This window comes from Exiguobacterium sp. SL-10, from assembly GCF_004337025.1.
GTDB lineage: Bacteria > Bacillota > Bacilli > Exiguobacteriales > Exiguobacteriaceae > Exiguobacterium.
The window spans coordinates 73,192-98,841 of sequence record NZ_SJUP01000012.1 but is presented as its reverse complement, the minus strand read 5'-3'; the positions used below and the strand labels follow the sequence as shown (position 1 = coordinate 98,841).

26 protein-coding genes are annotated in these 25,650 nt (G+C 52.4%); 20 read left to right on the top strand and 6 right to left on the bottom strand.

The window, feature by feature from the left end; all coding sequences use genetic code 11:
* Window positions 1-211 precede the first annotated feature (211 nt).
* Window positions 212-1,210 (bottom strand): peptidylprolyl isomerase, encoded by a 999-nt coding sequence (locus EVJ33_RS12675; protein ID WP_131437676.1) that lies wholly within the window; start codon window positions 1,208-1,210, stop codon window positions 212-214.
* A 151-nt stretch (window positions 1,211-1,361) separates the two neighbouring features.
* On the opposite strand from EVJ33_RS12675, the gene EVJ33_RS12670 reads away from it, so the two are divergent.
* On the top strand, window positions 1,362-1,700 hold the full coding sequence (locus EVJ33_RS12670; RefSeq protein ID WP_236634623.1) for a DUF1878 family protein: 339 nt from the start codon (window positions 1,362-1,364) through the stop codon (window positions 1,698-1,700).
* Here the strand turns inward: EVJ33_RS12670 and EVJ33_RS12665 are convergent.
* Together EVJ33_RS12665 and EVJ33_RS12660 are read right to left on the bottom strand one after the other, a co-directional pair.
* Window positions 1,684-2,247 carry an HTH-type transcriptional regulator Hpr gene (locus tag EVJ33_RS12665; RefSeq protein ID WP_131437672.1) on the bottom strand — a complete coding sequence of 188 codons (564 nt, stop codon included), beginning with the start codon at window positions 2,245-2,247 and terminating at the stop codon, window positions 1,684-1,686. The genes EVJ33_RS12670 and EVJ33_RS12665 overlap by 17 nt on opposite strands.
* A 59-nt stretch (window positions 2,248-2,306) precedes the next feature.
* A complete protein-coding gene (locus EVJ33_RS12660; RefSeq protein ID WP_236634622.1) occupies window positions 2,307-2,663 on the bottom strand; it encodes a hypothetical protein in 357 nt (118 codons plus the stop codon).
* Window positions 2,664-2,837: 174 nt separating this feature from the next.
* Between EVJ33_RS12660 and EVJ33_RS12655 the strand changes: the two genes are divergently transcribed.
* Window positions 2,838-3,167 carry a hypothetical protein gene (locus tag EVJ33_RS12655; RefSeq protein ID WP_236634625.1) on the top strand — a complete coding sequence of 110 codons (330 nt, stop codon included), beginning with the start codon at window positions 2,838-2,840 and terminating at the stop codon, window positions 3,165-3,167.
* 53 nt (window positions 3,168-3,220) lie between these two features.
* Here the strand turns inward: EVJ33_RS12655 and EVJ33_RS12650 are convergent, their stop codons facing one another.
* Entirely contained in the window at window positions 3,221-3,649 is a 429-nt protein-coding gene (locus tag EVJ33_RS12650) for an HIT family protein (RefSeq protein ID WP_131437668.1), read from the bottom strand.
* A gap of 132 nt (window positions 3,650-3,781) precedes the next feature.
* Between EVJ33_RS12650 and EVJ33_RS12645 the strand changes: the two genes are divergently transcribed.
* Window positions 3,782-4,831 (top strand): hypothetical protein, encoded by a 1,050-nt coding sequence (locus tag EVJ33_RS12645; protein WP_131437666.1) that lies wholly within the window; start codon window positions 3,782-3,784, stop codon window positions 4,829-4,831.
* A gap of 47 nt (window positions 4,832-4,878) precedes the next feature.
* Here the strand turns inward: EVJ33_RS12645 and EVJ33_RS12640 are convergent, their stop codons facing one another.
* Window positions 4,879-5,133, bottom strand: a complete 255-nt coding sequence (locus tag EVJ33_RS12640) for a GlsB/YeaQ/YmgE family stress response membrane protein (RefSeq protein WP_131437664.1) — start codon at window positions 5,131-5,133, stop codon at window positions 4,879-4,881.
* Window positions 5,134-5,301: 168 nt separating this feature from the next.
* On the opposite strand from EVJ33_RS12640, the gene EVJ33_RS12635 reads away from it, so the two are divergent.
* Entirely contained in the window at window positions 5,302-6,039 is a 738-nt protein-coding gene (locus EVJ33_RS12635; protein WP_131437662.1) for an ABC transporter ATP-binding protein, read from the top strand.
* Window positions 6,036-7,166: an ABC transporter permease gene (locus EVJ33_RS12630; RefSeq protein WP_131437660.1), complete on the top strand. Its 1,131-nt coding sequence runs from the start codon at window positions 6,036-6,038 to the stop codon at window positions 7,164-7,166. The genes EVJ33_RS12635 and EVJ33_RS12630 overlap by 4 nt, the downstream gene beginning before the upstream one ends.
* 39 nt (window positions 7,167-7,205) lie before the next feature.
* Here EVJ33_RS12630 and EVJ33_RS12625 read toward each other — a convergent pair whose 3' ends face one another.
* Window positions 7,206-8,504: an ammonium transporter gene (locus tag EVJ33_RS12625; RefSeq protein ID WP_131437658.1), complete on the bottom strand. Its 1,299-nt coding sequence runs from the start codon at window positions 8,502-8,504 to the stop codon at window positions 7,206-7,208.
* Between the two features lie 129 nt (window positions 8,505-8,633).
* Here EVJ33_RS12625 and EVJ33_RS12620 point away from each other — a divergent pair, with 129 nt between their 5' ends.
* From EVJ33_RS12620 to EVJ33_RS12550, 15 genes are all read left to right on the top strand, one after another.
* Complete coding sequence (locus tag EVJ33_RS12620; RefSeq protein WP_131437656.1) at window positions 8,634-8,939, top strand: MerR family transcriptional regulator; 306 nt, start codon at window positions 8,634-8,636, stop codon at window positions 8,937-8,939.
* 116 nt (window positions 8,940-9,055) lie between these two features.
* Entirely contained in the window at window positions 9,056-10,105 is a 1,050-nt protein-coding gene (gene hemE / locus EVJ33_RS12615) for a uroporphyrinogen decarboxylase (RefSeq protein ID WP_131437653.1), read from the top strand.
* Complete coding sequence (gene hemH / locus EVJ33_RS12610; protein ID WP_131437651.1) at window positions 10,102-11,031, top strand: ferrochelatase; 930 nt, start codon at window positions 10,102-10,104, stop codon at window positions 11,029-11,031. Before hemE ends, hemH begins: the two co-directional genes overlap by 4 nt.
* Window positions 11,024-12,409, top strand: coding sequence for a protoporphyrinogen oxidase (gene hemG, locus EVJ33_RS12605; protein WP_131437649.1), 1,386 nt, complete (start codon window positions 11,024-11,026; stop codon window positions 12,407-12,409). The genes hemH and hemG overlap by 8 nt, the downstream gene beginning before the upstream one ends.
* A 90-nt stretch (window positions 12,410-12,499) precedes the next feature.
* Entirely contained in the window at window positions 12,500-13,387 is an 888-nt protein-coding gene (locus EVJ33_RS12600) for a Cof-type HAD-IIB family hydrolase (RefSeq protein ID WP_236634621.1), read from the top strand.
* Window positions 13,388-13,455: 68 nt separating this feature from the next.
* Window positions 13,456-14,445 carry a lipoate--protein ligase gene (lplA, locus tag EVJ33_RS12595; RefSeq protein WP_131437645.1) on the top strand — a complete coding sequence of 330 codons (990 nt, stop codon included), beginning with the start codon at window positions 13,456-13,458 and terminating at the stop codon, window positions 14,443-14,445.
* 157 nt (window positions 14,446-14,602) lie between these two features.
* On the top strand, window positions 14,603-15,076 hold the full coding sequence (locus EVJ33_RS12590; RefSeq protein ID WP_131437643.1) for a PTS sugar transporter subunit IIA: 474 nt from the start codon (window positions 14,603-14,605) through the stop codon (window positions 15,074-15,076).
* A 103-nt stretch (window positions 15,077-15,179) separates the two neighbouring features.
* A complete protein-coding gene (locus EVJ33_RS12585; RefSeq protein ID WP_131437641.1) occupies window positions 15,180-16,727 on the top strand; it encodes a long-chain-fatty-acid--CoA ligase in 1,548 nt (515 codons plus the stop codon).
* Window positions 16,728-16,822: 95 nt separating this feature from the next.
* The gene (locus tag EVJ33_RS12580) at window positions 16,823-17,125 is read left to right on the top strand and encodes a metal-sensitive transcriptional regulator (RefSeq protein ID WP_021066698.1); all 303 of its coding nucleotides are present in this window, start codon (window positions 16,823-16,825) and stop codon (window positions 17,123-17,125) included.
* 12 nt (window positions 17,126-17,137) lie between these two features.
* Window positions 17,138-19,249: a heavy metal translocating P-type ATPase gene (locus tag EVJ33_RS12575; protein WP_131437639.1), complete on the top strand. Its 2,112-nt coding sequence runs from the start codon at window positions 17,138-17,140 to the stop codon at window positions 19,247-19,249.
* Entirely contained in the window at window positions 19,246-19,452 is a 207-nt protein-coding gene (copZ, locus tag EVJ33_RS12570) for a copper chaperone CopZ (RefSeq protein WP_131437637.1), read from the top strand. The genes EVJ33_RS12575 and copZ overlap by 4 nt, the downstream gene beginning before the upstream one ends.
* A gap of 345 nt (window positions 19,453-19,797) precedes the next feature.
* Window positions 19,798-20,460, top strand: a complete 663-nt coding sequence (locus EVJ33_RS12565; protein ID WP_131437635.1) for a response regulator transcription factor — start codon at window positions 19,798-19,800, stop codon at window positions 20,458-20,460.
* Window positions 20,457-21,836 carry a sensor histidine kinase gene (locus EVJ33_RS12560; protein ID WP_131437633.1) on the top strand — a complete coding sequence of 460 codons (1,380 nt, stop codon included), beginning with the start codon at window positions 20,457-20,459 and terminating at the stop codon, window positions 21,834-21,836. Before EVJ33_RS12565 ends, EVJ33_RS12560 begins: the two co-directional genes overlap by 4 nt.
* 122 nt (window positions 21,837-21,958) lie before the next feature.
* Window positions 21,959-22,408, top strand: a complete 450-nt coding sequence (locus EVJ33_RS12555; RefSeq protein ID WP_236634620.1) for a competence protein ComK — start codon at window positions 21,959-21,961, stop codon at window positions 22,406-22,408.
* A 108-nt stretch (window positions 22,409-22,516) separates the two neighbouring features.
* On the top strand, window positions 22,517-25,585 hold the full coding sequence (locus EVJ33_RS12550) for an efflux RND transporter permease subunit (protein ID WP_131437629.1): 3,069 nt from the start codon (window positions 22,517-22,519) through the stop codon (window positions 25,583-25,585).
* Window positions 25,586-25,650: the final 65 nt, after the last annotated feature.

The following is a 25,650-nucleotide window of genomic DNA, read 5'->3' as shown; positions in this document are numbered from 1 at the left end:
CGAGAGGCCACCCAGGGGCGGCCTCTCACGGCGCTCATCCGACGGCGCCGGAGACTCCTGAGGGATCAGCGAGCGGAGGGAGACCCAGCAGCGACAACGTCGCGATGCGGCTCCCTGCTCGCCCCTAGGAAAGCGGAGGCGCCAAGAGGATGAGCGAAAACATTCTGTTAGTCAACAATCTGAAAAAGACGTCCCGCGGGACGTCTTTTGCTTATTGCTCGGTTGATTCTTCGGCTGGAGCTTCTTCTGAACCTTCTTCTTCCGCTTTAAGAGCGTCTTTAACAGCGTCGAACTGTGTTGACGCTTTCGCATCTTTCACGTCGACGTTATATTTCTCGATCAACTCGGCGTAGATCTTGTTCGCGTCGACAGAGGCCGCTTTTTCAGTTGCCAATTCTTCACGGATACGATCTTTCTCGTCTTCGAGTTTAAGGTCTTTTTCTTTACGGTCCATGACTTTGATGACGTGGAAACCGAATTGTGATTGGACCGGCTCTGAGACTTTGCCGACCACGTCTTCTTGGAACGCGTATTCTTCAAACTCTGGGACCATGGCACCGGCTGAGAAGTAACCGAGGTCGCCACCTTTTTCACCAGAACCTGTGTCTGTCGATTTCTCTTTCGCGACGTCTGCGAAGTCAGCGCCATCGTTCAATTCTTTGATGATCGCTTGGGCTTCTTCTTCAGTCTCGACGAGGATATGACTCGCTTTGACTTCGACGTTCTCTTTCGCGAATTGGGCCTCGATGTCTTCGTCCGTCACTTCGACGAGTTCTGACTTCGCCGCATCGACGAGCATTTGTCCGCGGAGCGCTTCTTTGAACTCGTCCGTGTCGGTCATGCCAGCTTGTTGAATCGCTTGTTCGAACTCTTCTTTTGAGTTGAACTGCTCTTCCGTCTTGCTGAACTCTTCATCGACTTTATCTTGCTCGACCTTGTCGCCATATTCTTTTTCAAGCAATTCATTCATCGTTTCTTGGAAAGCTAGTTGTGGCACCATGCGGTCGTAGCTCATGTCCGCGATCTCACCGCGTGTCACTTCGCCGCCTTCAAAGGAAACAACTGCTGAGTTGTCCGAAGACCCGCCGCTTGTCGCCGCATACGTGCCGCCGACACCAATCAGAAGTGCGATTGCTGATGCGCCGACGAGGGCGCCTGTTGAAAACTTCTTGTTTTGTTTGTTCGGTTCATTCGTCATTCCGTTTGACATATATTCCACCCCTAAAAATCTATAAGTTTCTAAATCCGACTATACCACATTTTGTTAACGATAACAGCTGTTCTCTTGCCTGTGTAGTATCATAGCACAGAAACGTATCGTATAATGATGAAAGAGAATGTGAAATGATGGGGTGGAGAACGTGTCGTTAGAAGAGAAAATCAATCAATTATCGTTCCAGATGGAATTGTTGCTCGGCGCAGTCGATTGGTCAAATCGTCCGTTCGAGCATGAGGTGTTGAAAGCCAACTTGACGAGACAAGAGGTCGTGGCATTTTTCGCACTCCTCGATGATATCCGGGAACGACAAAACGAGCAAATGCGCTACGGTCTGTCGTCCGTGGAGCCTTTGCTCGTTCATTTCGTCGGGATGCTGCACCCGAAGTTAGAAGCCGAAACGATTCTCGCGGCGTGTGTGCGCCAAGGGATGGCGCTTGACGTCACGGAACCGTTGTATCGGCAAGTCAAGCTTCTTTACTGACCTCGTCGTCTTCCGGGCGACGTCCGGCTTCTTCCGTAATCATTTTCGACGTTTCCGCGAAGATGTCCATGAAGTTATCCCCGTAGAGACGACGGACGATAGCCGTGATGTCCGTCAAATCAGGGAATTTCCCGTACAACTCTTGAAGCGGAAGTGAAGCGCGGAATACACCGTTCTCTTCCGGGTCGAAGGCGTGAATCGTCTCAAGCAAGAGCGCCTCACCTTCAGGCGTCAATTGGACGTACGTATTTCGTTTGTCCGTCTCTTTTTTCGAGAACGTAAGCAAACCGCGATCTTCGAGCTTCTTCGAGAAGTTGAACGCCGTCGACACGTGCATGACCCCGTATTTGGCAATCTCTGAGATCGAGGCGCCGCCGAGGGCGTGTGCGATCCATAAAATATGGTGTTCGTTAATGTTCAAATCGAATGGCTTGATCCAATTCTGCCAGTCTTTCTCGACCGTCTTCCACAATGCCTTACTAAGTTGAATGATTTTATGACTATAGAGCATGGCCTCAGGGCCAGTGAATTCTTTTTCGTGTTCCATGTCGATCCATCCTTTCCGATACAATGTGACTAAGATGACGGGCGATGACGACAGACGGTTCAGTCGGTCTTTCCTGTTTTCGCTTCGGTCATATCTGACTGTACGTTCGAAAGCTCGTTTAAGTTTCCTTGAATCCGCTCGATTGAAGGCTGAATGTCTTGTTGATAGCGTTCGACTTCGGCTTTCACTTGATCCGTCAATTCTTTCCCTTGCAATTTACCGGCTGCCGCTACTTGCGACGCGTCCTTCGTAACTTTTTGGAATTGTTCTTTCAACGTAGTGATTGTGGACGCTCGGTGTTGGTTAGCCGCGGCGTCGTTTGCCGTTCCACGGGCGATTTTTTTAATGGTCGCAACTCCTAAAAACGCGACGACAAAGCCAAAAGCAACCCACTCTCGACGATTCTGACTCGACAATACATTCCCCTCCTCAAGCACACTGATGCTACAATACATTCTTTTCATATTATTTTACCAAAAAAGAGTGATTAAAAACCTATATCTTAAATAAAATTTTTCAGAACATTCAATTTTGACCGAAAAATCATTTTATTTTAAACTATGGGTAAAGGAAGGTGACCTCCAGTGAATATGCAAAAGCGTTGGGTTGATGACATGTTAGACCTGTATAACGCGGCCAAGCGACTGGGAGATGACCCTTGGGCACACACAATCATGGAAGCACTCGAGGCGGGATATGAAGCGTCGGAACAGAACGAACAGACGCGGAAACAAACTTTGCTTGAAAAGCGACTCGTTGAAATAGACGCCCGTCTAAATTTGTTAAGAAAAGAGTTCGAACAAGCGGAATCTGTCAAATCGCGGCAACAGTTATACGAGCAGGCGATTAAATTACAAGTCGAGCGTGCCCAAATCGAAGAGGAGCGGAAACGCCATCTCAATTCAATCAACTCGTCATGAGGTGCGAGACAAAAATGGACCGATCGCTCAACAAGCGACGGTCCATTTGTTCATTAAAGGTTTGCTTTGATGCCGGCAGCGATGGTCTGCATGTCGTCAGATGAGTAATCGCCTTGATGCGTCTCCCATTTTGCGTCAAACCCGTCCGTCTCGCCATAGCGTGGCAACAGATGCATATGGAAATGGTAGACCGTCTGTCCGGCAATCGCTTCGGCGTTCGATAAGATGTTCATCCCGATCGCACCCGTCTCACGTTGAATGGCGTTCGCGATGGCGGGAACGGCTCCGAAGACGTCACGGGCGACGTCGGCTGGCAATTCGTAAATGTTTCGGGCATGATGTTTCGGGATGACGAGTGTATGTCCTTTCGTGACTTGAGAGATGTCGAGGAAGGCGACGACGGCGTCGTCTTCGTATACCTTGTACGACGGAATCTCATCCTTGACGATTTTACAAAAAATACAGTTGTCCTCAGTGTGCATGCTGACTCCTCCATTCATAAATGACTAATCCATCTGATCATAACATGGAAATTCAGGCGGAAGAACGATTGTCCAGACGGTCGATTCCCCCTACACTAAAAACAATAGCAAGTAGAGAGAGGAAGAAAACGGATGGCGTATGTACGATCGAAAAAACCGTCACGACGAAGAAGCATCTATCTCGGGCTCCTCATGATGCTCGGTATTGGCCTAGCGGTCAGTGCATTCTATCAATGGGGGTATAAACCGGCTGCCGCCAACGACAAGATTCATGTCCGGTTCAAAGAGGCGCTCTTGAACGAGGACGTCCGCTTTTTCCAACAGACTGTCGAGTATGAATCGGAGCCGCTCACGCGAGCCGAGGCACTCCGTTTCATGGGGTGGTTGAATGAAGAGAAGACGATTCGGGGCGAGGCTATCTCGGAAGTGGCGCAAGACCGTGCCGACCGGACGCAAGGTATGGCGACGGACGGATTATTCCGGCTCGTCGATACGGGGGCAGGGCGGTTCGGCTTTTCCGACTATCGGATCGAATTGTTGCCGAAGTCGCTCGTTGTGACGTCGGATGTGCCATTGACAAACGTGTGGGTGGACGGAACACAAGTCGGAAGAATTGATGAGGCGGGCGGTGACGTGACGTTCGAGCGCATGCCAGGCCGTTACGACGTCAAAGCCGTCGCTGTCGTCGATGGGTCGACGGTGACCGAGAGTGACGACGTGACGCTGATTGAAGACGATCGCTTGGCATTTGGGCTGTTGCCGGAACAAGATGAGACGGTCGCCGGACAATTCGACCTCGAACGGGCCGAGCTGATTGAAATCGAAGTCGAGGCGCAAACAGGGCACTCGATCGAGACGATCGAGGCGTTGATGAATAAACGGGAACAGACGGTCAGCGACGAGATCGGTGAACCGATAGAACGAGGTGACGTCTGGCGCTATGATGGGATGGAGCTTCGATTTGTTGACGGTCGCGTCGACCGCATCGATATCAATCTCGAGAAGCGGCCGGACGACATCATCGCCTTGATCGGGGAACCGAATGAGAAAATCGAGACCGATCTCGGCGTCGAATGGCGCTATGATCAGACGTTGCTCGAGTCGATTTTCACCTTTTTGCGCCTACAGAGCGAGAAACGGTTCATCGAGCGGGACGGGGCCATCTATTTAATCCTGATATAACGAAAAAACGGGACCCTCAGCGAGGGTCCCGTTTGTTTAGCACTAGATTAGCGCTTTTTGTTCATTGATTTCATTACGAACGATACGATCAAGATTAAGATAATCGCACCAAGAAGTGCTGGAATAATCGCGATGTCCGCGATAACTGGTCCGAAGTTAGGGAAGAGTAAGCCGCCAATCCAAGCACCGATGATACCAGCGATGATGTTCCCGATCACGCCACCTGGTACGTCTTTACCTAAAATAAGACCTGCTAACCAACCGATGATACCTCCGACGATCAAATAAAGAATAAAACCCATGCAAACATTCTCCTCTCTGTTTTGTCCATTGTTCTTAGTAACAATTTTATGGAACAATGGAATTGATGAATAAGTTTTTAAAATGCCTTACAGTAGAGAATATTCCCATGTGACAAATTTCAAAACATATATCACAAAAAAAAGTTGAAAATGAGGGGTGGAGTTTTCATGTTGCACGTCGACCAGTTGAACGGCGGTTATATAGGTAAACAAGTCTTGCACGACATTTCGTTTGAAGTGAAAAAAGGTGAGCTCGTTGGGCTGATAGGGCTAAATGGAGCGGGAAAATCGACAACGATTAAACATATTTTAGGATTGCTTGATCCAATTTCGGGATCGGTCGAAGTCGATAGTGAGACACTCACCTCATCAGAAAATAATTATCGTAAGAAAATAAGTTATATACCTGAGACCCCTATTTTATATGACACGTTGACCTTGCGTGAACATTTGACATTGATCGGCAAAGCGTACGACATTGAGGCATCGGATTTAACGAGCCGGACCGAGCGCTTGGCCAGGGATATGCGGATGGAGAAGCAACTAGACTGGTTCCCGTCCGTCTTCTCGAAAGGGATGCGGCAAAAAGCGATGATTCTCTGTGCGCTCGTGACGAAGACGCCGCTCCTGATTGTCGACGAGCCGTTCGTTGGGCTCGATCCGCTCGCGATCCGTCAGTTGCTCCGATTGTTTGACGAGTATAAGGAAGACTGCGCCATCTTGATGTCGACGCATATTTTGGAGACGGCCGAGCGCCACTGTGATCGTTTCGTCTTTTTGCACCAAGGTTCGGTCATCGCGACCGGTACGGCCGCGCAGTTACGCGAGACATATGGTCTTCTTCCGGACGCCACGCTCGATGATATTTATGTCGAGGCGATTGATGCCGAGGAGCGGAAACAATGAACGTATTCAAACAACGATTTGGCGTCTGGGTGGAAGACGTCGTGAAATACAGCCGTTATGTGGCGAACGGCGGGTTATTGTTCACGCTATACTTTACGCTCATTTATGGGGCGTTCGTCTACAACCAGTTCTTGACGGACTTGGATCCGGCATTTCCGAGTGAATGGATTGTGGCGTTGATTTGGTTGCTCTTGCCGCTCGGACATCGTCCCCGGACGCTGATTCAAGAAGCGGATCAAGTCTTTTTATTGCCACGACTCGGCGAGATTCAAGCGTTTATGACAGGCGTTCGCCTGTTCAACGTCGTCTTCGCGACCATCCGTGCCATCCTCGTCATGCTTGTCGTGTTGCCGTTGCTCGTCCGGACGCAAACACTCAGCTCGATTGAAGTCGGCGCCATCCTCGCGACGAGTGTGCTCATTTCTGCCGCGGGTCGTCTCGCCAAGTTGGAGGGGGTCAAATATGTGGTAGTGCCTAGCGCGCTCGCCAGTGGCCTTCTCATCCTGTTCGGTGTGCCGCTCTTAACACCGGTACCGGCACTCATCCCGTTCATCTTGCTCCACGTACGCCGCAACCGCCGTATCCCGTTACTCGACTGGCTCTTGCTTGAAGAGAAGAGCAAAGCCCAGTTCAATCGGGTCGTCAGCTGGTTCGTCGATGTCCCGGCGATGCGGGAAGACGTACGGGAGCGGTCGTTCATCGTGAGCCTGCTCGAACGTTCGGTCTTGAGACGAGCCGATGCCGCCCGTTACGTCTATGGTCTCCGCATCATGCGTTCGAACGATTCGCTCGATCTCGTGTTGCGACTCTCTGCCGTCGCGCTCGTCGTCATGTGGCTCTCGGGCGGGTGGTACGTCGGACTGGTCGTCCCGCTTTTCGTCGGGTTGACCGCCTTGCAACTCGTCCCGTTGTTCAAGCGGCTCGACACGGTGTCGATGGCGTCATGGTTGCCGATCACACGCTCAGAGCGGCTCTCTGCCTATAAATGGTGGGCGACGCGGTTGTTGTTCGCGCAAATGCTCGGACTATGCGTGGCTTCGTTCTTGTTCGGAGCGACGTGGGACGCACTCGTCGGTCTAGCACTTGCGTATCTAATCGTCCGTTACTATTTGAACCGATTGACATGAAACAGGGACACCCGCTTTGGGTGTCCCTGACTGTTGTCGTTATTTCTTCGGTGACATGACCGAGACGCTTGACCCGAGAATTTTCGGGAGGCGTGCTGGTGTCTCTGCTTCTGGCTCGACTTCGCCATATGCCGATACACCGTGTTCAGCGATATCGAGACCGATGTCTTCTTGTTCTTCCGTGACGCGAAGACCGATTGTGACGTCAAGCAACTTCAAGAAGGCGTAGCTACCGCCACCGGCGATGACCATCGCGATCAAAACACCGAGAGCTTGAACACCGAGTTGGCCCAAGCCGCCGCCGTAGAAGAGGCCTGCCGAACCGATGCCTGTGATCTCAACCAAGCGCGGCGAGGCGAAGAACCCGAGTGCGAGTGTGCCGATGATTCCAGCGACACCGTGTACCGAGAAGGCACAGAGCGGATCATCGACATATTTCGCCATGAGGATACTCGTCCCATACGTGGCGATTGAAGCGACGGCGCCGATGACGACTGCGGCCCAAGGTTCGACGAAAGCACAGGCGGCCGTGATGGCGACGAGCGCCCCGAGGACACCGTTGACGATTGTAGGGATGTCTGCCGTCTTCTTATGAAGCATGACGATGGCAAGAGCGCCGAGGGCACCGGCTGCCGTGGCAAGCATCGTCGTGAGGGCGACGTATCCGAAGAATCCGTCCGCGACCGACATCGTCGAACCGGCATTGAAGCCGAACCAGCAGAGCCAGAGCACGAGTCCGCCGACGACCGTTAAGACGTGGTTGTGACCAGCGAGCGATTCCGTCTTACGACGCGGTTTCAAGATGATCGTGGCCATAAGGGCGGCCATCCCGCCTTGAAGGTGGACGACGGCCGAACCGGCGAAGTCTTGCATGCCCATCGTCCCGAGGAGTCCACCGGCCCATACGGAGCGGGCGACGATCGGATAGAGGATGGCGACGAAGAAGATGCCGAACAAAACGTAAGCGGAAAGTTTAGCCCGCTCTGCGAACCCGCCCCAGGCGATGGCGAGCGCGACGGCGACGAATGACAACTGGAACAAGAATTTGATATCGATTGAGACGTTGGCCCAATCAAGACTTGAGAACGATCCGTTCATGAAGAATCCTTCCGTCCCGAACCAGCGGGTCCCGTCCCCGAATGAGAGGCCGAAGCCGACGGCCCAAAAGGCGAGTGCCGCCACAGAGAGGCTGATGATTTGTTTGACTGCCACGTGCCCGGCGTTTTTAGCCCGGAGCGTACCCGTTTCGAGCAAACCAAAACCAAGTTGCATCGTCAAGACGAGCAGTGCAGCGATGAGTACGAACAGCGTGTCCATATAATATAAGATGTCTTCCATGTTGCGATTCCTCCTTTTTCGCGATTGATGATTCAAAAGTTGTTTTCAGTGTATGACGAATGATTTGACTTGGATTGCAATTTGTCAGATTATCTGACATAGTTTTTTTATGGAGGAGGAGGACGAGTGATGGACTATAAATCGAAGAAAGTGATTGGGATGGGCGTCATCACTGAACTGACTGGCCTTTCGGAGCGACAAGTCCGCTATTATGAAGCGAAAGGGCTCGTCTTTCCGGAACGGACTAAAGGTGGTTCACGTAAATATTCTTTCCATGACGTCGAACGATTGATTGATGTGGCGTCAAAGCTTGAGGACGGTTGGCGGATTCAAGACATTAAAGAACGCGAGAAACGTCTATCGTCGAAACAGCGTGACGATTTGATTCGTGGTCAGCTCAATTCGGCCTTCCGCACGTATCCGACAAAGAAATGACACAAAGAAAACACAATGAAAATGCTTCACATTAGCATTATTCTAATTAATTTCTGTATAATGTTTTTGAGTTCACATACCTATAGAAGAAGAGTGTAGGAGAATTATAGAGGGGAATGACGCGACGTATGAACGATACTATTTTGAAGGCGTTTAAAGGAGAGGCGACAGACTATGTGCCCGTCTGGTACATGCGCCAAGCCGGACGCTACCAACCGGAATATCGTGAGATCAAAAAAACGAGGACACTATTCGAAATCACGCACGATGCCGAGTTGTGTGCCTACGTAACAGAGCTCCCGGTGAAACAACTAGGAGTCGACGCGGCCATTCTGTATAAAGACATCATGACGCCACTCCCGTCGATGGGCGTCGATGTGGAAATCAAGAGCGGCATCGGTCCAGTCATCGATAACCCGTACCGGACGATGGAAGACGTGGAGCGCTTGAAGCCGCTCAATCCGGAAGACATCTCGTACGTGTTCGAGACGATTCGCTTGCTCCGTGAACGTTTGGAAGTCCCGCTCATCGGATTTTCAGGTGCACCGTTCACACTCGCGAGTTATATGATCGAAGGCGGTCCATCGAAGAGCTACCACCGCACGAAAGCGCTCATGTATGCCGAGCCGGACGTATGGAACGCGCTCATGGAGAAGTTGGGTGACATGGTCATCACATATGCGACGGCGCAAGCGGAGGCCGGTATCCAGGCGTTCCAATTGTTTGACTCATGGGTCGGGACGCTCAGCCGCAAGGATTATGTCCGTTATATCAAACCGACGACAGAGCGAATCTTCACTGAGTTGCGCAAGCTCGACATCCCGCTCATCATGCACGGTGTCGGAGCGAGCCATCTCGTCGAAGAGTGGCAAGACCAGCCGCTCGACGTTGTCGGCCTCGATTGGCGCTTGTCGGTGCAAGAGGCGCGTGACCGCGGCATCACGAAAGCGGTCCAAGGCAACCTTGACCCGTCATTCTTGTTGGCCCCGTGGCCGGTCATCGAAGCGAAAGTGAAAGAAATCCTCGACGAGGGGATGAAACAGCCAGGATACGTCTTTAACTTGGGACATGGGGTGTTCCCAGAAGTCGATCCGTCTGTGCTCGTCAAATTGACAGCGTTTATCCATGACTACTCACGTGAAAAAATGGGAGGCAAATCATTATGAAAACCGTCGGATTACTTGTAATGGCTTATGGGACACCGTACAAACCTGAAGATATCGAGCGTTACTATACGCACATCCGCTATGGCCGAAAACCATCACCGGAAGCACTCCAAGACTTGACGGAGCGCTATGAGGCTATCGGTGGCGTGTCACCGCTCGCGAAGATCACCATCGACCAAGCGGAGACGCTCCGTGACATCTTGAACGAGCGTCACGCCGGTGAGATCGACTTCAAACTCTACATCGGGCTCAAGCACATCGAACCGTTCGTAGAAGATGCGGTCGCGCAAATGGCGAATGACGGCATTAAAGAAGCAGTGTCGGTCGTATTGGCTCCGCACTATTCGTCATACAGCGTCAAATCGTACAACGGACGGGCGCATGAAGAGGCCGCGAAATACGGCATCGAGATCCGTTCGGTCGAATCGTGGTACGATGAGCCGAAATTCATCAATTGGTGGGCGGAAGCGATTAAAGCGACGTTCGCGAACTTGCCGGTACCGGCCGAGAAGGCTTGCTTGATCGTCTCGGCACACAGTCTTCCAGAGAAGATTTTAGCAGGTGGCGACCCGTATCCGGATCAATTGAAGGAGACGGCGGACAAAATCGCCCAAGCGGCGGGCGTACCGAACTATGAGGTCGGTTGGCAGTCTGAAGGCAACACGCCTGACCCGTGGATCGGACCGGACGTCCAAGATTTGACGGCTGAACTTTATGAAAAGCATGGTTATGAGGCGTTCGTCTACACGCCAGTCGGATTCGTCGCAGATCACCTCGAGGTGCTCTTCGATAACGACGTGGAATGTAAAGTCGTCTGTGACCGCCTCGGCGTTCACTATGCACGTCCAAACATGCCAAACGCGGAGCGTAGCTTCATTGAAGCCGTCGCCGATCGAATGGAAAGCGTGATCGTGCATCATGCGTAATGTAACGATTGTCGGTGGTGGGATCACAGGTCTCACCGCCGCTTTTTATGCTGAGCGTTATTTGCCGGAAGATGTCACCATCAAGCTCGTCGAAGCGAGCGGCCGTTTAGGTGGAAAAATCGATACGTTCGAGACCGGGGAATTTGCGGTCGAACGGGGACCGGATTCATACGTGTTCCGCAAGACGGCGATGACCGACTTGATTCACGACGTCGGGCTCGGCGATGAGATTGTCCGGAACGGCGTCGGCCAAGCGTACGTTCTCCATCATGACGGATTGCACCCGATCCCAAAACAGACGGTCATGGGCATCCCGCTCGACGTCGATGCGTTCAAGGACACGACACTCTTGTCTGAGGAAGAACACGCTTTGCTTCGGACGATGCTTCTGTCTCCTCCGGACGTTGAGGTCCCGGAGACGGACGTCTCGCTCGGACTGTATTTGCGTGAACGGGTCGGAGACCCAATCGTCGACCGGCTGATCGAACCGCTTCTTTCCGGGATTTACGCGGGAGACATCGACAAGATGAGCGCGTTGTCGACTTTCCCTCAGTTCATCGAGGGTGAGAAGCAGTACGGCAACTTGTATGAAGGGATGCGCCACCTTCGTCCCGAGCAGCGGGTCGCGGAAGTCGGAGCGAAGAAAGTCGGACAGTTCGCTTCACTCAAACGTGGGCTGAAGTCACTCACGGATCGCCTCGCCGAACGGCTAGAACGGACTGAAATCATCTTGACCTGTTCGGTCGAACAGGTCGAGGAGATGGATGGGGACTATCGACTATTGACGAACCGTGGAGATATCGAATGTGATCATCTCGTCTTGACGGTACCGCCCCGACTCATCCGTCAGTTCTTACCGAAAGTCGACAGCGATTTTCTCGCAGACATGAAGCCGCACGCGACGGCGACGTGTTCACTCGTATTTAAACAACAAGATATCGAGTTGCCATTCGTCGGGACAGGTTTCGTCACGAGCCAAGAGGCGGACGTGACGATTACCGCATGTACGTTCATCGACCAAAAATGGCCACACGCCGTGCCGGAAGGGTATCACGTCCTGCGCGTCTTTCTCGGGCGTCCAGGCGCCGATGCCATCGTCGATGCGTCCGATGAGGAGATTGTCACGACGGCGTTACGTGACCTCGGCGGCTTGATGACGATTAAAGCAGCGCCGCTCGAGACGGTCGTCAGCAGACTCCGGGACGGGTTGCCGCCCTATGCTGTCTTCCATTCCGACCGGGTCCGTGCGCTCCGGGCTGAGATGGGCCGCGTCTATCCCGGTATTTTGCTCGCAGGTATCGCCTACGACGGGATTGGCATGCCGGACTGCATCAAGAGCGTCCATGAACAGATCAAAGCACTCGCGGGAAATATTTAAAGATTTATGAAGAGAGGTGCCGGATTTTTCCGAGGGCCTCTCTTTTTGTTATAGTTAGAAGCGAAAGAGAAAAAGAGGGAGTGGATGTTGATGACAACGTATAAATTGTTCGTATCCGATATGGATGGCACGATCCTGCATAACCACACGAAAATCGCACCCGAGACGGCAGAAATCGTTCGCGCGGCAGAAGCGCAGGGGATTCGTTTTGCGATTGCGACGGGACGCAATTATTTCAACGCGAAAGAAATCCTCGACGAGGTCGGCCTCACGTGCCCGATCGTCTCTTCGAACGGCGGTCGCGTGTTGACGGAAACGGGTGACGTGCTACATGAAATCGATTTGACGACGGAAGAAGCGCTCGAGGTCGTATCGGTGCTGCATCAAGACCACAAATATTCGGACGTCTTCTATGAAATGTATTCGGAGGCGGGGCTCGTCGCGAGCCGACTCGACTTGATTGAAGCGACGATGGAAAACTTGAAACAAAACGGGGACGAGCGGTCACTCGAGATGTACGAGTTCTTCCGCAAACGTTATTATGTCAACGAAGATGTTCGTCTCGTCGAGGATATCGAAGACTTCATCAAGAACGAGGCCGGACGTGTCTATAAATTCATCGCCTTCTCGAGTCATTTCGAGAAGATGTCATCGCTGTGGACGGAAATCGATGAGCGTGTGGAGGGCGTTTACGTCACGTCTTCAGGCAACGATAACATCGAGGTCATGGCGAACGGGGCCGATAAAGGGCACGGCGTCAAAAAATTGGCCGAGCATTTCGGTGTCGATTTATCAGAAGTCGTCGTCATCGGCGACAATTTGAACGACATTCCGATGTTCGAGGTCGCCGGTAAAGCCATCGCGATGGGCAATAGTCACGAATACTTGATCGCCATCAGTCATCACGTCACCGAGCGTCACGACGAATATGGCGTCGCGAACGCATTGAAGCGCGTCATGACAGGGGAATGGAAGTAAACGAGTTGTAGCGACGGGCTGACGTCTCGTATAATACAATTAATGAACATCCTTAGGAGGAACTTACTGTGAAATTTATTTTCAACCCGGACATTCGGGACCCAAAACTCAACTTGGCGGTCGAGGAGTATATCCTCAAACATTTGAACGTCGAGCATGAGGATTATTTCTTGTTCTATATTAACGGCCCGTCGATCATCATCGGTAAGAACCAAAACACATCAGAAGAAGTCAACTTGAAGTATATCGAAGAGAACGGGATTGACGTCGTTCGTCGTCTCTCAGGTGGCGGTGCCGTCTATCATGACGAAGGGAACTTGAACTTCAGCTTTATCACAAAAGATGATGGCAACTCGTTCAACAACTATAAAAAGTTCACGCAACCGATTGTCGACGCCTTGAAACAGCTCGGGGTCGAGGCCGAATTGACGGGACGCAATGACATCCAAGTCGGCGAACGCAAGATTAGCGGTAACGCCCAGTTCACGACACGCGGCCGCATGTTCAGCCACGGGACGCTCATGTTCAACTCGAACATCGAGGAAGTCGTCAATTCGCTCAACGTCTCAGAAGAGAAGATGCGTTCGAAAGGAATCAAATCGGTCCGCAGCCGCGTCGCCAACATTACGGAATTCTTAGAAGAAGAGATGGAGATGGAACGCTTCGTCGAGGCGCTTCTCCACTCGATTTATGACGGACAGGAACCAGAACGTTACGTGCTTCGCGATGAGGATTGGGAAATCGTTCAGGACATCTCGAAAGAACGTTACGCGAACTGGGACTGGAACTTCGGGAAATCGCCGAAGTTTGATGTCGAGTCGAAACGTCGTTTCCCGATTGGCACGATCGACGTCCGTTTGAACGTCAACAAGGGCACGATCACGGAAGCGAAAATCTATGGGGACTTCTTCGGTGTCGGTGATATCCATGACGTCGAACAGGTACTCGTCGGGACGCGGTTCGAACGCGGCGCGATTCGGGAACAATTGTCACAGCTTGACGTCAAACATTATTTTGGAAACATCGAGCTCGAAGAACTCGTCGATCTCATTAGCTGAAGCGGGTTGGAGAAAAGGAGGGACTCTTAACAAGGTCCCTTCTTTTTGGCGTTTTGGTGACATCTGGTGTGGACGGTTGCACGTCGTTTCAGCGAGGCGTATCATATTCAATGCAAGCGCTTTCTTATATAGGATTCAACCAACAGGAGGAAACAATATGCACCGATTTATCACAGAGTGGATGGACGCGAATTGGATGTGGGTGACGGAGCAACCGACGTTTGACCTGGCTGTCCGCGCGATCGGTCTTGAATTAGAAGGAAGAGGGGTTGTCGATGAGAGGTTCGCGCGCGTCGTCATCGAGCAAGAGCAAACGATTCCGTCGGGTGTGACCGATGTTGCCGTGCCGGTCGCTGTCGTCGATGTACCGCTCCACGTCTCGAAACAAGACGGCATCATCTTGCTTCATCTTAATCATCCGTTTGCGATGCACACAATTGCGGGAGACACGATTCGAACCGAAGCGATTTTCTTCATCACGGCGACGACCGAATCAAAAAAATCGGCACTCCACAAATTGATGGACGATTTGCTCATGGATGACGAGACACTGCAGGCACTTGTCCACGTACAGAGTCGGACCGGCTTGTATCATTTGAAGACGATGGACTTGAAAGCGTTTTCTTATTAAGCCGTTTCATGTACAATGGAGATAACTGAAAAAGAGCGCGGCTGCCGTGCTCTTTTTTACGGCTTAAAAGTGAATAGTCATTCATTTTCAAAGGGGGATTACCATGGCAAACTTAGTCACGGCACTACAGGGCGTTGTGGCCGCGCATCCGAACAAGGCGGCCTATGTGTTTGGGGAAGACACGGTCAGCTACGGACAGTTTTTCGGCCAGGTCGAGGCGATGGCGGCGACGCTCGGGCAAAAAGGGATCGGTCAAGGGGACCACGTCGCACTCGTCCTCGGCAATAGCCCGGCATTCTTGATTTCCTATTTTGCGGTGCTCGCACGAGGTGGGGTCGTCATTCCGATCAACCCTACATATACACCGGATGAGATGGCCTATATTTTGGTCGATGGGGATGTGAAGGCGATCGTCGCCTTGTCACCGCTCGTCGCGCAAGCGGAAGCCGCGCTCACGAAGTTACCGCAACTCGGACTCGTCATCTCGGTCCCGTACGCGGACGTACCGGCGTTGAAACGGGACGGGGACATCGAGTTCTTGCCGTTCAACGAGGCGTTCACGACGACGAAAGGGGAACTCGTCACGGTCGATGAGAATGAAGTTGCCGTCATCCTATATACGAGCGGGACGACTGGAAAACCTAAGGGAGCGTTGTTGACACACCTTAACTTGTTCTCAAACGCCCATTCGATTGGAGAATATTTGGAGATCACGCCGGAAGATAAAGCGCTCGCGGCGCTGCCGATGTTCCACGTCTTCTGTCTGACCGTAATCGTGAACGCACCGCTCCTGCGCGGCGCGACGATTGTCATCTTACCGAAATTCTCGCCGCAAGATGTGTTCGACCTCATCCCGAGACATCGTGTCAGCATTTTCGCCGGTGTGCCGACGATGTACAACTTCCTGTTACAGACGGCGATGAAAGTTCCGGCTTATGCCTCGGCGCTCAAGCACGTCCGCGTCTTCGTCTCCGGTGGGGCCAGTCTGCCGGTGCAGCTGCTTGAATCGTTCGAGCAGAAGTTCGAGTGTAAAATTCTTGAAGGGTATGGCCTCTCAGAAGCGTCACCTGTTACTTGTTTCAACCCGCTTCATGGGGAGCGGAAGGCAGGTTCGATCGGCCCGTCAATCGTCCACGTCGAGAATAAAGTCGTCGATGAGCTGGGGGAAGAGGTCGGAGTCGACGAAGTCGGCGAACTCATCGTCCGTGGCCCGAACGTCATGAAAGGCTATTACAAACTGCCGGAAGAGACGTCGATGACACTTCGTGACGGATGGCTCTACACGGGAGACTTGGCGAAGCGCGACAAGGACGGGTACTTCTACATCGTCGACCGGAAGAAAGACATGGTCATCGTTGGCGGCTATAACGTTTATCCGCGTGAAGTCGAAGAAGTGCTCTATCAACATCCGGGCATCGTCGAGGCGGCCGTCATCGGGGTCCCTGATGCTGAACAAGGGGAAGCCGTGAAGGCATTCGTCGTCACCCGCGACGAACAAGTGACGCTTGACGAGATTCGGTCGTTCGCGGCGACGAAACTCGCGAAGTACAAACAGCCGACGCACATCGAAATCATCGAGGAGTTACCGCGGAACACGACCGGTAAGATTTTACGGACCGTCTTAAAGAGCGAGGCGTTCCAACGCAATTGACGGGAGAGAAGGACGACGAAATCAGTCGTCCTTTTTTGTTTGAAATATTTGACACCATTACCGGGTAGGGGTATATTGATGGTGAGGTGATAATCATGGAAGAATTCATGCATGACCAACCGATCGTTCCGCGTGAAGACGCAGAACGTGAAGCGCTCAGCAAACGGCTGCGCCGGATTGAAGGACAAGTACGTGGGATTCAAAAGATGGTCGAGAGCGACCGCTACTGTGTCGATATTTTGACGCAGACGTCCGCCATCCAAGCGGCACTCAAACAAGTCGAGATGCAACTGCTCGAACGTCACATGCGCAAATGTCTAGTCCATGCGAGTGAAACAGAAGACATGGACCCATACATTGACGAATTGATGACAATCGTCAGTCGCATCAAGAAGTAAGGAGGTGGACCGATGAAAACCGTCGAACTGTCGATTCAAGGGATGACGTGCGCCGCATGTTCGGCCCGCATTGAAAAAGTATTGAATAAAATGGACGGCGTCGAAGCGACCGTCAACTTGCCGCTCGAGACGGCGACGATTCGTGTCGAGGATGGCATCACTGAAGAAGAACTGATTGCCCGCATCGAGAAAATCGGTTACGGCGCAGAACGGAAAGCGGAACTGACCCCGGCACATGATCTCCGTCCGCTCGAGCGAAAAGTACTCATCTCGGCGCTGTTGTCAGCACCACTTCTGCTCGTCATGATTACGCACATCCCGGGTGTGACGTTTCATGCCGATTGGCTCATGAATCCGTGGTGGCAATTCGCGCTCGCCACACCGGTCCAGTTCTGGATTGGGGCCCAGTTTTATAAGGGGGCGTATAAGAGCCTGAAGAGCGGCGCGGCCAACATGGACGTGCTCGTGGCGACTGGGACGTCGGCAGCTTATTTTTATTCCGTCTTCGAGATGCTCGTGCATCCGATGCACCCGTCGCTTTATTTTGAGACGAGTGCCGTCTTGATCACGCTCGTATTGCTCGGCAAATGGTTAGAGGCCCGAGCGAAAGAAAAAACGACGGACGCGCTCAAGTCGCTCTTGTCGTTACAGGCGAAAGAAGCGATTTTACTCGTTGACGGTGTGGAGCGATCGGTCGCGATCGATTTGGTCAAAGCCGGCGACGTCATCGTCGTCCGCCCAGGTGAAAAAGTACCGGTCGATGGGAAAATCGTCGAAGGTGAGACGGTCATCGATGAGTCGATGTTGACCGGGGAGTCGATCCCCTCCGAGAAAAGTGTCGGTGCCGATGTTGTCGGCGGAACGATCAACCGCTCGCATCGGGTCTTGATGGTCGCTGAACGTGTCGGCAGCGAGACGATGCTCGCTCAAATTGTCCGTGTCGTCGAACAGGCACAGACGGACAAAGCACCGATTCAACGGCAAGCGGACCGGATTTCTGGTGTGTTCGTTCCAATCGTCGTCGCCATCAGCGCCTTGACGTTCGCCGTCTGGACGCTTGGTTTCAATGATTTGGACATGGCGATTCGGGCATCGATTGCCGTTCTCGTCATCGCTTGTCCGTGTGCGCTCGGTCTCGCGACACCGACATCGATTATGGTCGGGACGGGTCGTGCCGCCGAACGTGGTGTCTTGTTCAAAGGGGGCGGTCAGCTCGAATCGTTGAATGGTGTCGATATCGTCGTCTTCGATAAGACGGGGACGCTCACGAAAGGTACGCCGGAAGTCGTGGCGACGTTCGGAGACGCGTCGTTCTTGAAACAGGCCGTCATGGCCGAACGTCAATCGACGCACCCACTCGCCGAGGCGATTGGCCGGGGCGAAGGGGACGGTCAGGTCGAACGCGTTGAAGAGTTGGCCGGTCGAGGATTGAAAGCGATCGTAGATGGGAAACCTCTTCTTATCGGCTCGGTCCGGATGATGCAAGAATCAGGATTCGTACTCCCAGAATGGGATATGCAGGCGATGACGCCTGTCTATGTGGCCGACGAGTCTGGTGTCGTCGCGGCGTTCGGTCTGCAAGATAAGTTAAAAGACCAGAGTCGTGCCGTCGTCCAGCAACTTGCCAAGACAAGACAAGTCTATGTCTTGACCGGTGACCGAAAAGAAGTCGCGCTCGATGTCGCTCGCCAACTCGGGATTCCCGAAACGAACGTCATCGCCGAGGTGTTACCGGTTGAGAAGGCCGACCATATCGAAGCGCTGAAACGGCAAGGACGTGTAGCCATGGTCGGGGACGGCATGAATGATGCCCCGGCACTTGCTGTCGCCGATGTCGGCATCGCGTTCGGCAGCGGGACGGATATCGCCTTAGAGGCGGCCGACGTCACCGTGATGGGGCAAGATATCGACGGCGTGAACCGCGCCATCGAGATGAGTGCGTTAACGATGCGTAACATTCGTCAAAACTTGTTCTGGGCGCTTGCTTATAACAGTCTCGGTATCCCGGTCGCAGCGGCCGGGTTGCTCGCTCCATGGATTGCGGGGGCGGCCATGGCGTTCAGTTCGGTCTCGGTCGTCTTGAACGCGTTACGATTGAAAACACAAGGAGGAACATCAACATGAATGAAACGACTTTAAAAGTAGAAGGTATGACATGTAATCACTGCAAAGCGGCGGTCGAAGGCGCCTTGACAGAACTCGAAGGCGTCGAGTCAGCGATCGTCTCGTTACAGGACCATCGGGTCGACGTTATCCACAACGATCAAATTTCAGTGAAAACGATGATCGAAGCGATCGAGGAACAAGGCTACGACGTCAACGCATAATACGGAGCTCCCGCCTATCTTGGCGGGAGTTTTTTTGTCATGTTCATGCTAAGAAAAGTATGCTATATTATAGGTGATAATGAGAATCGCTATCAATGGGAAGGTGGAACATGATGGAACTCATGATGATCAGCGGTGTACTGGCCCTCCTCAGTGGCGGCACGGTATTCCTAGCACAACAGATGCGCACTCGGCCGACGCGGTAAGGAAGGGGAGACCCTTCTTTTTTTTGTCGGCATTTCTGCGTTTCAAAAGCACATTGATCGCTCAAGAAACGACCGTATTCCCATCATTCGTCCATAATTGTTTGATATGATAAGTAAAAACGTTGCAGAGGTGACTGGAATGTACACAATCTACTTAGTCGATGATGAAATCAATTTAAATAAGATGCTCGTGACGTATCTAGAGCAAGAAGGATATCAGGTCCGTTCGTTCACCGACGGGACCTCGGCCCAGGCCGCAATCAAAGATGAGCCAGACTTATGGGTGCTCGATATTATGCTCCCGGATCTCGACGGGTTCCAATTGCTAAAACAAATCAAGGCGACGAACGCCTTCACGCCGACGATTTTCATCTCGGCACGGGACGAAGATATCGATAAAATCATCGGACTCGAGATGGGGTCGGACGATTACATCGCAAAACCTTTCCTGCCACGGGAGCTCGTCATCCGTGTCAAAAAATTGATTGACCGTGTTTATGGCTCGAAGTCGAACGAACATATTGAATACGGAGAGTATACGATTTATCCCGAGAAACGTCTCATCAAACATGAACAAGACGAGATCGATTTGACATCAAAAGAGTTCGATTTGCTTCTCCTCTTCCTCGAACATCCAGGTTCGGCCTTGTCGCGCGAACAGATTCTAGAAGGGGTATGGGGTCATGATTATTTCGGTTCGGACCGCGTCGTCGATGACTTGGTACGTCGTCTCCGGAAAAAACTGCATCGCCTTGAGCTCGAAACGCTCTATGGCGTCGGTTACCGACTCGTTAAGCCATGAAACTTGATCGACTCCAACCGAAACGTCTCATGTGGAAAATTTGGGTATTGATCCTTCTGATCATCGTGACGCTTGCCTTGATGATCTTGTTGACGATCCGCTCGTCGATCACGCAATTTATCGATGAACAAGTGTATGAGACGTTGCAAGATGTGGATTATTACCTGGGGAATACGAATGAGCTAGAAAATATTCCGCAAAACCCGATTGAATACGATCGTCGCCAACAAGAATCACGGTCGGTCAATCAGCTCATCTTTTTGCCGAACGGACGCATCATTTATGGTTCGGCCCCGCTCGAGTTGACGAATCGGATGTATCAGGAGGCGCTTACGCAGTCGAGCGAGGTCGCCAAATACCAGACGACGATCGACGGGGAGGACGTCTACTATATCATTCGCCAGAATGAGTACGATGGGGCCTTGATCTACCAAGCTTCCTATGCATGGGATGCCTATCGGCGTGAACTCGTCTCGACGCTCTACTGGCGTATTTCGATTCTAATCGGCGTCATCAGTCTGTTGTCATTGATCCCGGCTCTATGGATGTCGCGTGAGTTGACGAAGCCGATCGTCGAGATGGAACGGGCAGTCGAGAAAATCTCGAACCGGCAATGGGAGACGGTGCTCCCGCTTGCCCGCCAAGATGAGCTCGGACAATTGGCCCGCTCGATTGACGCGATGCGTCAAGAGTTGCAAGAGCAAGACGTGGCCCAACAGGCGCTGCTCCAAAACATTTCACATGACTTGAAGACACCGATTATGGTCATCCGCGGCTACGCCCAATCGATCGGGGACGGGATTTATCCGACCGGGGACTTGAAAGGGTCGGCCGAAGTCATCGACGAAGAGGCGTCCCGGCTCGAGAAGAAAGTCGTTGATTTGTTATACGTCACGAAACTCGAATACTTCAAAGGGCAAGAGATGCGACTTGAACCGATCAATCTCGATAAGTTGATGGAGCTGCTCGTCAGCCGGTTCAAACTGCGCGGCAGCTTGGACTGGTCGGTGACTGGTCATGCCGGCGAGATGCTCGGTGACGGGGAACAGATCCGTGTTGCCTTCGAGAACGTACTCGATAACGCCTTACGTTACGCCGAGTCGATGATTCGAATTGAATTGGCCCGCTCCGAGGCAGGGGTCGACATCACCATCGAGAACGACGGACCTCCGGTCGACGCAAACCTTGACTTGTTCCATCAATTTTCGCGTGGGAAACAAGGGAAGTTCGGTCTGGGTCTGTTCATCGTTCAACGAATCGTGACACTCCATGAGGGGACGGTTAACTTGGGAAATACAAACGATGGAGTGCGTGTTCATTTTCATTTTCCCCACTCAAAATCGTTACAAAATCAAAAATTAGACCATCGAAATTAAAAAACCAACCGTCAATCGGTTGGTTTTTTTAGTGGGAAATATTCCTATGTGATTTGTTTGAACCGTTATATTTTGTTATGAATGACATGTAATTCACTATATCCATGATGGAGGCAAATCAGATGACTCAGTTGACGAATGAAACAAGAGCTTTGATTCCAGTTTTCAATGAGTACGGGGAGGCGGAGACGCTCGTCTATCAATCCGGCGGTGTCGAGCGATTGAAAGGCTCGCCCCTTTACTTACTCGAATCGGCCTGTCTATATTATGGTTCGAGCATTCAAGGACGGATTGAGGCGGCCCGTAACGTACTCGGCCCGCACCGGAAAACGCCTGTCATCATGGATTGGCATGCGGACGCGATCTTTTTCCCAACCATTGCGAAAGAGAGCCCGGACTGTGCCTGGATCAATTTTTCTCAAGTCTTTGATGCTAAAAAGAGCGGTAAAGGGAGCCGGATTATCTTTCATTCAGGTGAATCGGTCGAGGTCCCGGTGTCGAATCATACCGTCTATAAGCAGAAGCAACGTTCCATCGAGTTATCGTATTCGTTTCAAAAACGCTTTCACTGAAGCACATTCATCTGTGATTAAAGATTGAAATCGATGACGAACCCCTCTATGATGAAGAAGAATAGTTCATATGTGTATTTGCACATCATTTGAAAGTGAGGGGTCAACATGTTTTTTCAAAAAATGATTGAACGAGGAAAATTGGTCATCGTATTTTTACTCGTTGCAATCGTCGTCGGGGTGCTCACGTTCTTCCAGCTTCCGAAACGTGAGATTCCAGAGACGAGTGTCAATATCGTCTTGGTCCAAACGCCATATCCGGGAGCGACCGCAGAGACGGTCGAACGGAACGTCACGAATATTCTCGAGACCGAATTGAGAGGGCTCGAGGGTGTCGAAAATGTATCGTCGCTCTCGGCATCCGAATTCTCGAACATTACGGTCGAATATGAAGACGGGATTGACAAGAGTGAGTTACAGGCGAACGTACGCCAAGCCATCTCAGATGCGACGCCGCGCTTACCTGAAAATGCGCTCGCCCCGACCGTCAATGATTCGATTGGGCAGTTGCCGGTCGCTTCTTATTTGTTGACGGCAGACGATCGCGAGACGCTTCAGACGGTACGTGAAGATGTCGAACGGTTGGGAGAACGTCTGTTGCGGACAGATGGGGTCACCGGTGTGACGATTAAAGGATTACCGGAAACGGAATTTGTCGTCTCACTTGACTCGGCCGAACTCGGGGAGCGCCAACTCGCTTTCCCAGACGTTTTGACGGCCATCAATGAAGAATATAAGACGACACCGCTTGGTCGTCAGTCGACGGAAGACGGGATTTATCAGTTGGCAATCGATAGTTTGACGAACGTCAACGATATGGGTCAAGTCGTCGTCGGTTCAGTGGACGGGACGCCTGTCCTCCTCGAGGACGTCGGGACGGTCGAAGAGACCGAGAAAGCGGTCACTGACCTCGTCTCACTCGACGGCCAACCTGCTGTTTCCTTGACGGTCACAATTGAACCAGGTCAAGATATCCCGACCCTTCAAGAACGCGTCGATGCAGTCGTCGCGGAAGAAGTCGGTGACGTGAGTGGCGTCGAGCTCGTTCCTTATTATGAGCAGGCGAAAGCGGTCGATGATATTTTCTCATCCCTCACTCGTGAATTCATCATCGCCATGATCGCGGTCATCGTCGTCACGACAATCGGATTGACGTTCTCAGGTTCCTTGATTGTCAGCTTGGCGATTCCATTGTCGTTCTTGCTCGCGTTGATCCCGCTTCGCTTCACTGGGGTCGACTTGAACCAAATCTCCATCATCGGGGCCATCATCGCACTCGGGATCCTCGTCGATGACGCGATTGTCGTCAACGACAACATCCTGCGTCGTTACCGGAAAGGTGACACGGCGATGGGTGGTGCCGTGCGCGGGACGAAAGAAGTATGGGGTTCGATCGTCACGTCGACGCTCGCCGTCGTCTTCGCTTTCTTGCCGTTGACACTCTTATCGGGTGCGAATGGAAACTTTATCCGTGCTTTGCCGACCGTATTGGCGTTGTCGGTGCTCGCCTCGATGGTCATCAGCTTGACGCTCGTGCCGATCGCCCAGTACTGGTTGAATCGTAAGCAAGTGAAAGTATCGAAACGAGAGCCTGGTTGGTTAGGGGGACCTCTTAACCGCCTCAGTAATTTCTATGCGGATACGTTATTACCAAAAGTCGCGAAGCGTCCATGGACGTTCGGTCTTGTTGGTTTCGTCATCACGACCGCCTTGTACGGTTTGATCTTGTTGACACCGTTCGAATTCTTCCCGGCTGCGAACCGACCAGAAGTCGTGACGAGTGTCACGTTGCCGGTCCAAACCGACCTCGAAGAGACGGAACGGAGACTTCGAGCCATCGAAGAAGAGTTCCAAAGTATCGATGGTGTTGTCGAGACATCCGTCTTTGCAGGTAGCGGCCTACCGAGCCTGTTCACGGGCGGGCTTGATCAGACCGGTGAAAACACGGGTCAAATCGTCGTCCGTGTCGACAATGACACGATCGATGCGATTCAATTGATCGATGAGTATACGACACAGATCCGGGACAATAATCCGGACGCTGAAATCTTCTTGGATACGCAACAACAAGGACCGCCGACTTCAGCGCCTGTCGAGTTCACGATGCGTGGTGAAACAATCGATCAGCTCGTCACGGCACGGGATACTGTCAAAGCGGACCTCGAAGCTATTGACGGCGCACTCGTGCTCGACAACATTAAAGAGCCGTTCCAGACGCTCACGTATGAACTTGATCGTGACGCGATGGCGGAAGCGGGTGTCACCGCGAAGTCGATCAGTGACCAGATTCGTCTCGTCACGGACGGCATCCCGATCGGCACGTTCGATGATGGGGTCGAACAGCGCGACGTGAAAATCGTCGTCGATGCGGAAGCGAACCGCGAGGCGCTCGCCTTAGACGATATCCTCGTCCCAGTTCAAACGGAAGCGGGCCCACCGGTCGCACCGCTCAGCACGTTCGTCACGGAGACGACGACGGAACAGATTCAACAGATTCCGCGTGAGAACGGGGAACGGACCGTGACGCTCCAAATTTATGCGAGCGAAGGCATGGACGAAGAGGCGTTCAAACAAGACGTCGACCGTGTGCTTGCTGATGCCGAGGCGTCATTGACCGATGAAGGAATCGCGTTCGATCAATCCGGTGCGAGCGACACACAAAACGAGTTCTTCCTTGAACTCGCCACGTTGTTCGTCGTCGTCTTGTTCTTGATCTTCTTGATTATCGCGTTCCAGTTCAATTCACTGTCACTGCCGCTCCTCGTCTTGTTCACGATTTACTTGGCGATTGCCGGTGCGGTCGTCGGATTGTTCGTCACCCAGACGCCATTTAGTTTCATGGCTTCGATGGGAATCGTCTCGCTTGCCGGGATCGTCGTGCGGAACGCCGTCGTCTTGTTCGAGTTCATCGAGCAAGGGATTCGAGACGGTATGGCCGTCACGACCGCCGTCTACGAGGCAGGACGCGCCCGGATTCGCCCGATTCTGTTGACGGCGTTGACCGCTGTCGTGGCGCTCTTACCGGTTGCGTTCGGAGAAGACCCATTGTTCCGACCACTTGCCATCGGCATCGTGTCGGGAATTCTCTTCTCGACCGTGCTGACGCTCGTGCTCGTTCCGGCGTACTACTTGATTTTGGCGAAACGTCGCCACCGGGATAAACCGTTCACAGAGTAAGGAAACGACCGGCCATCGTGCCGGTCGTTTTTCATGTCATCTGTTCGGCTGCCAAGGGAAGGTAT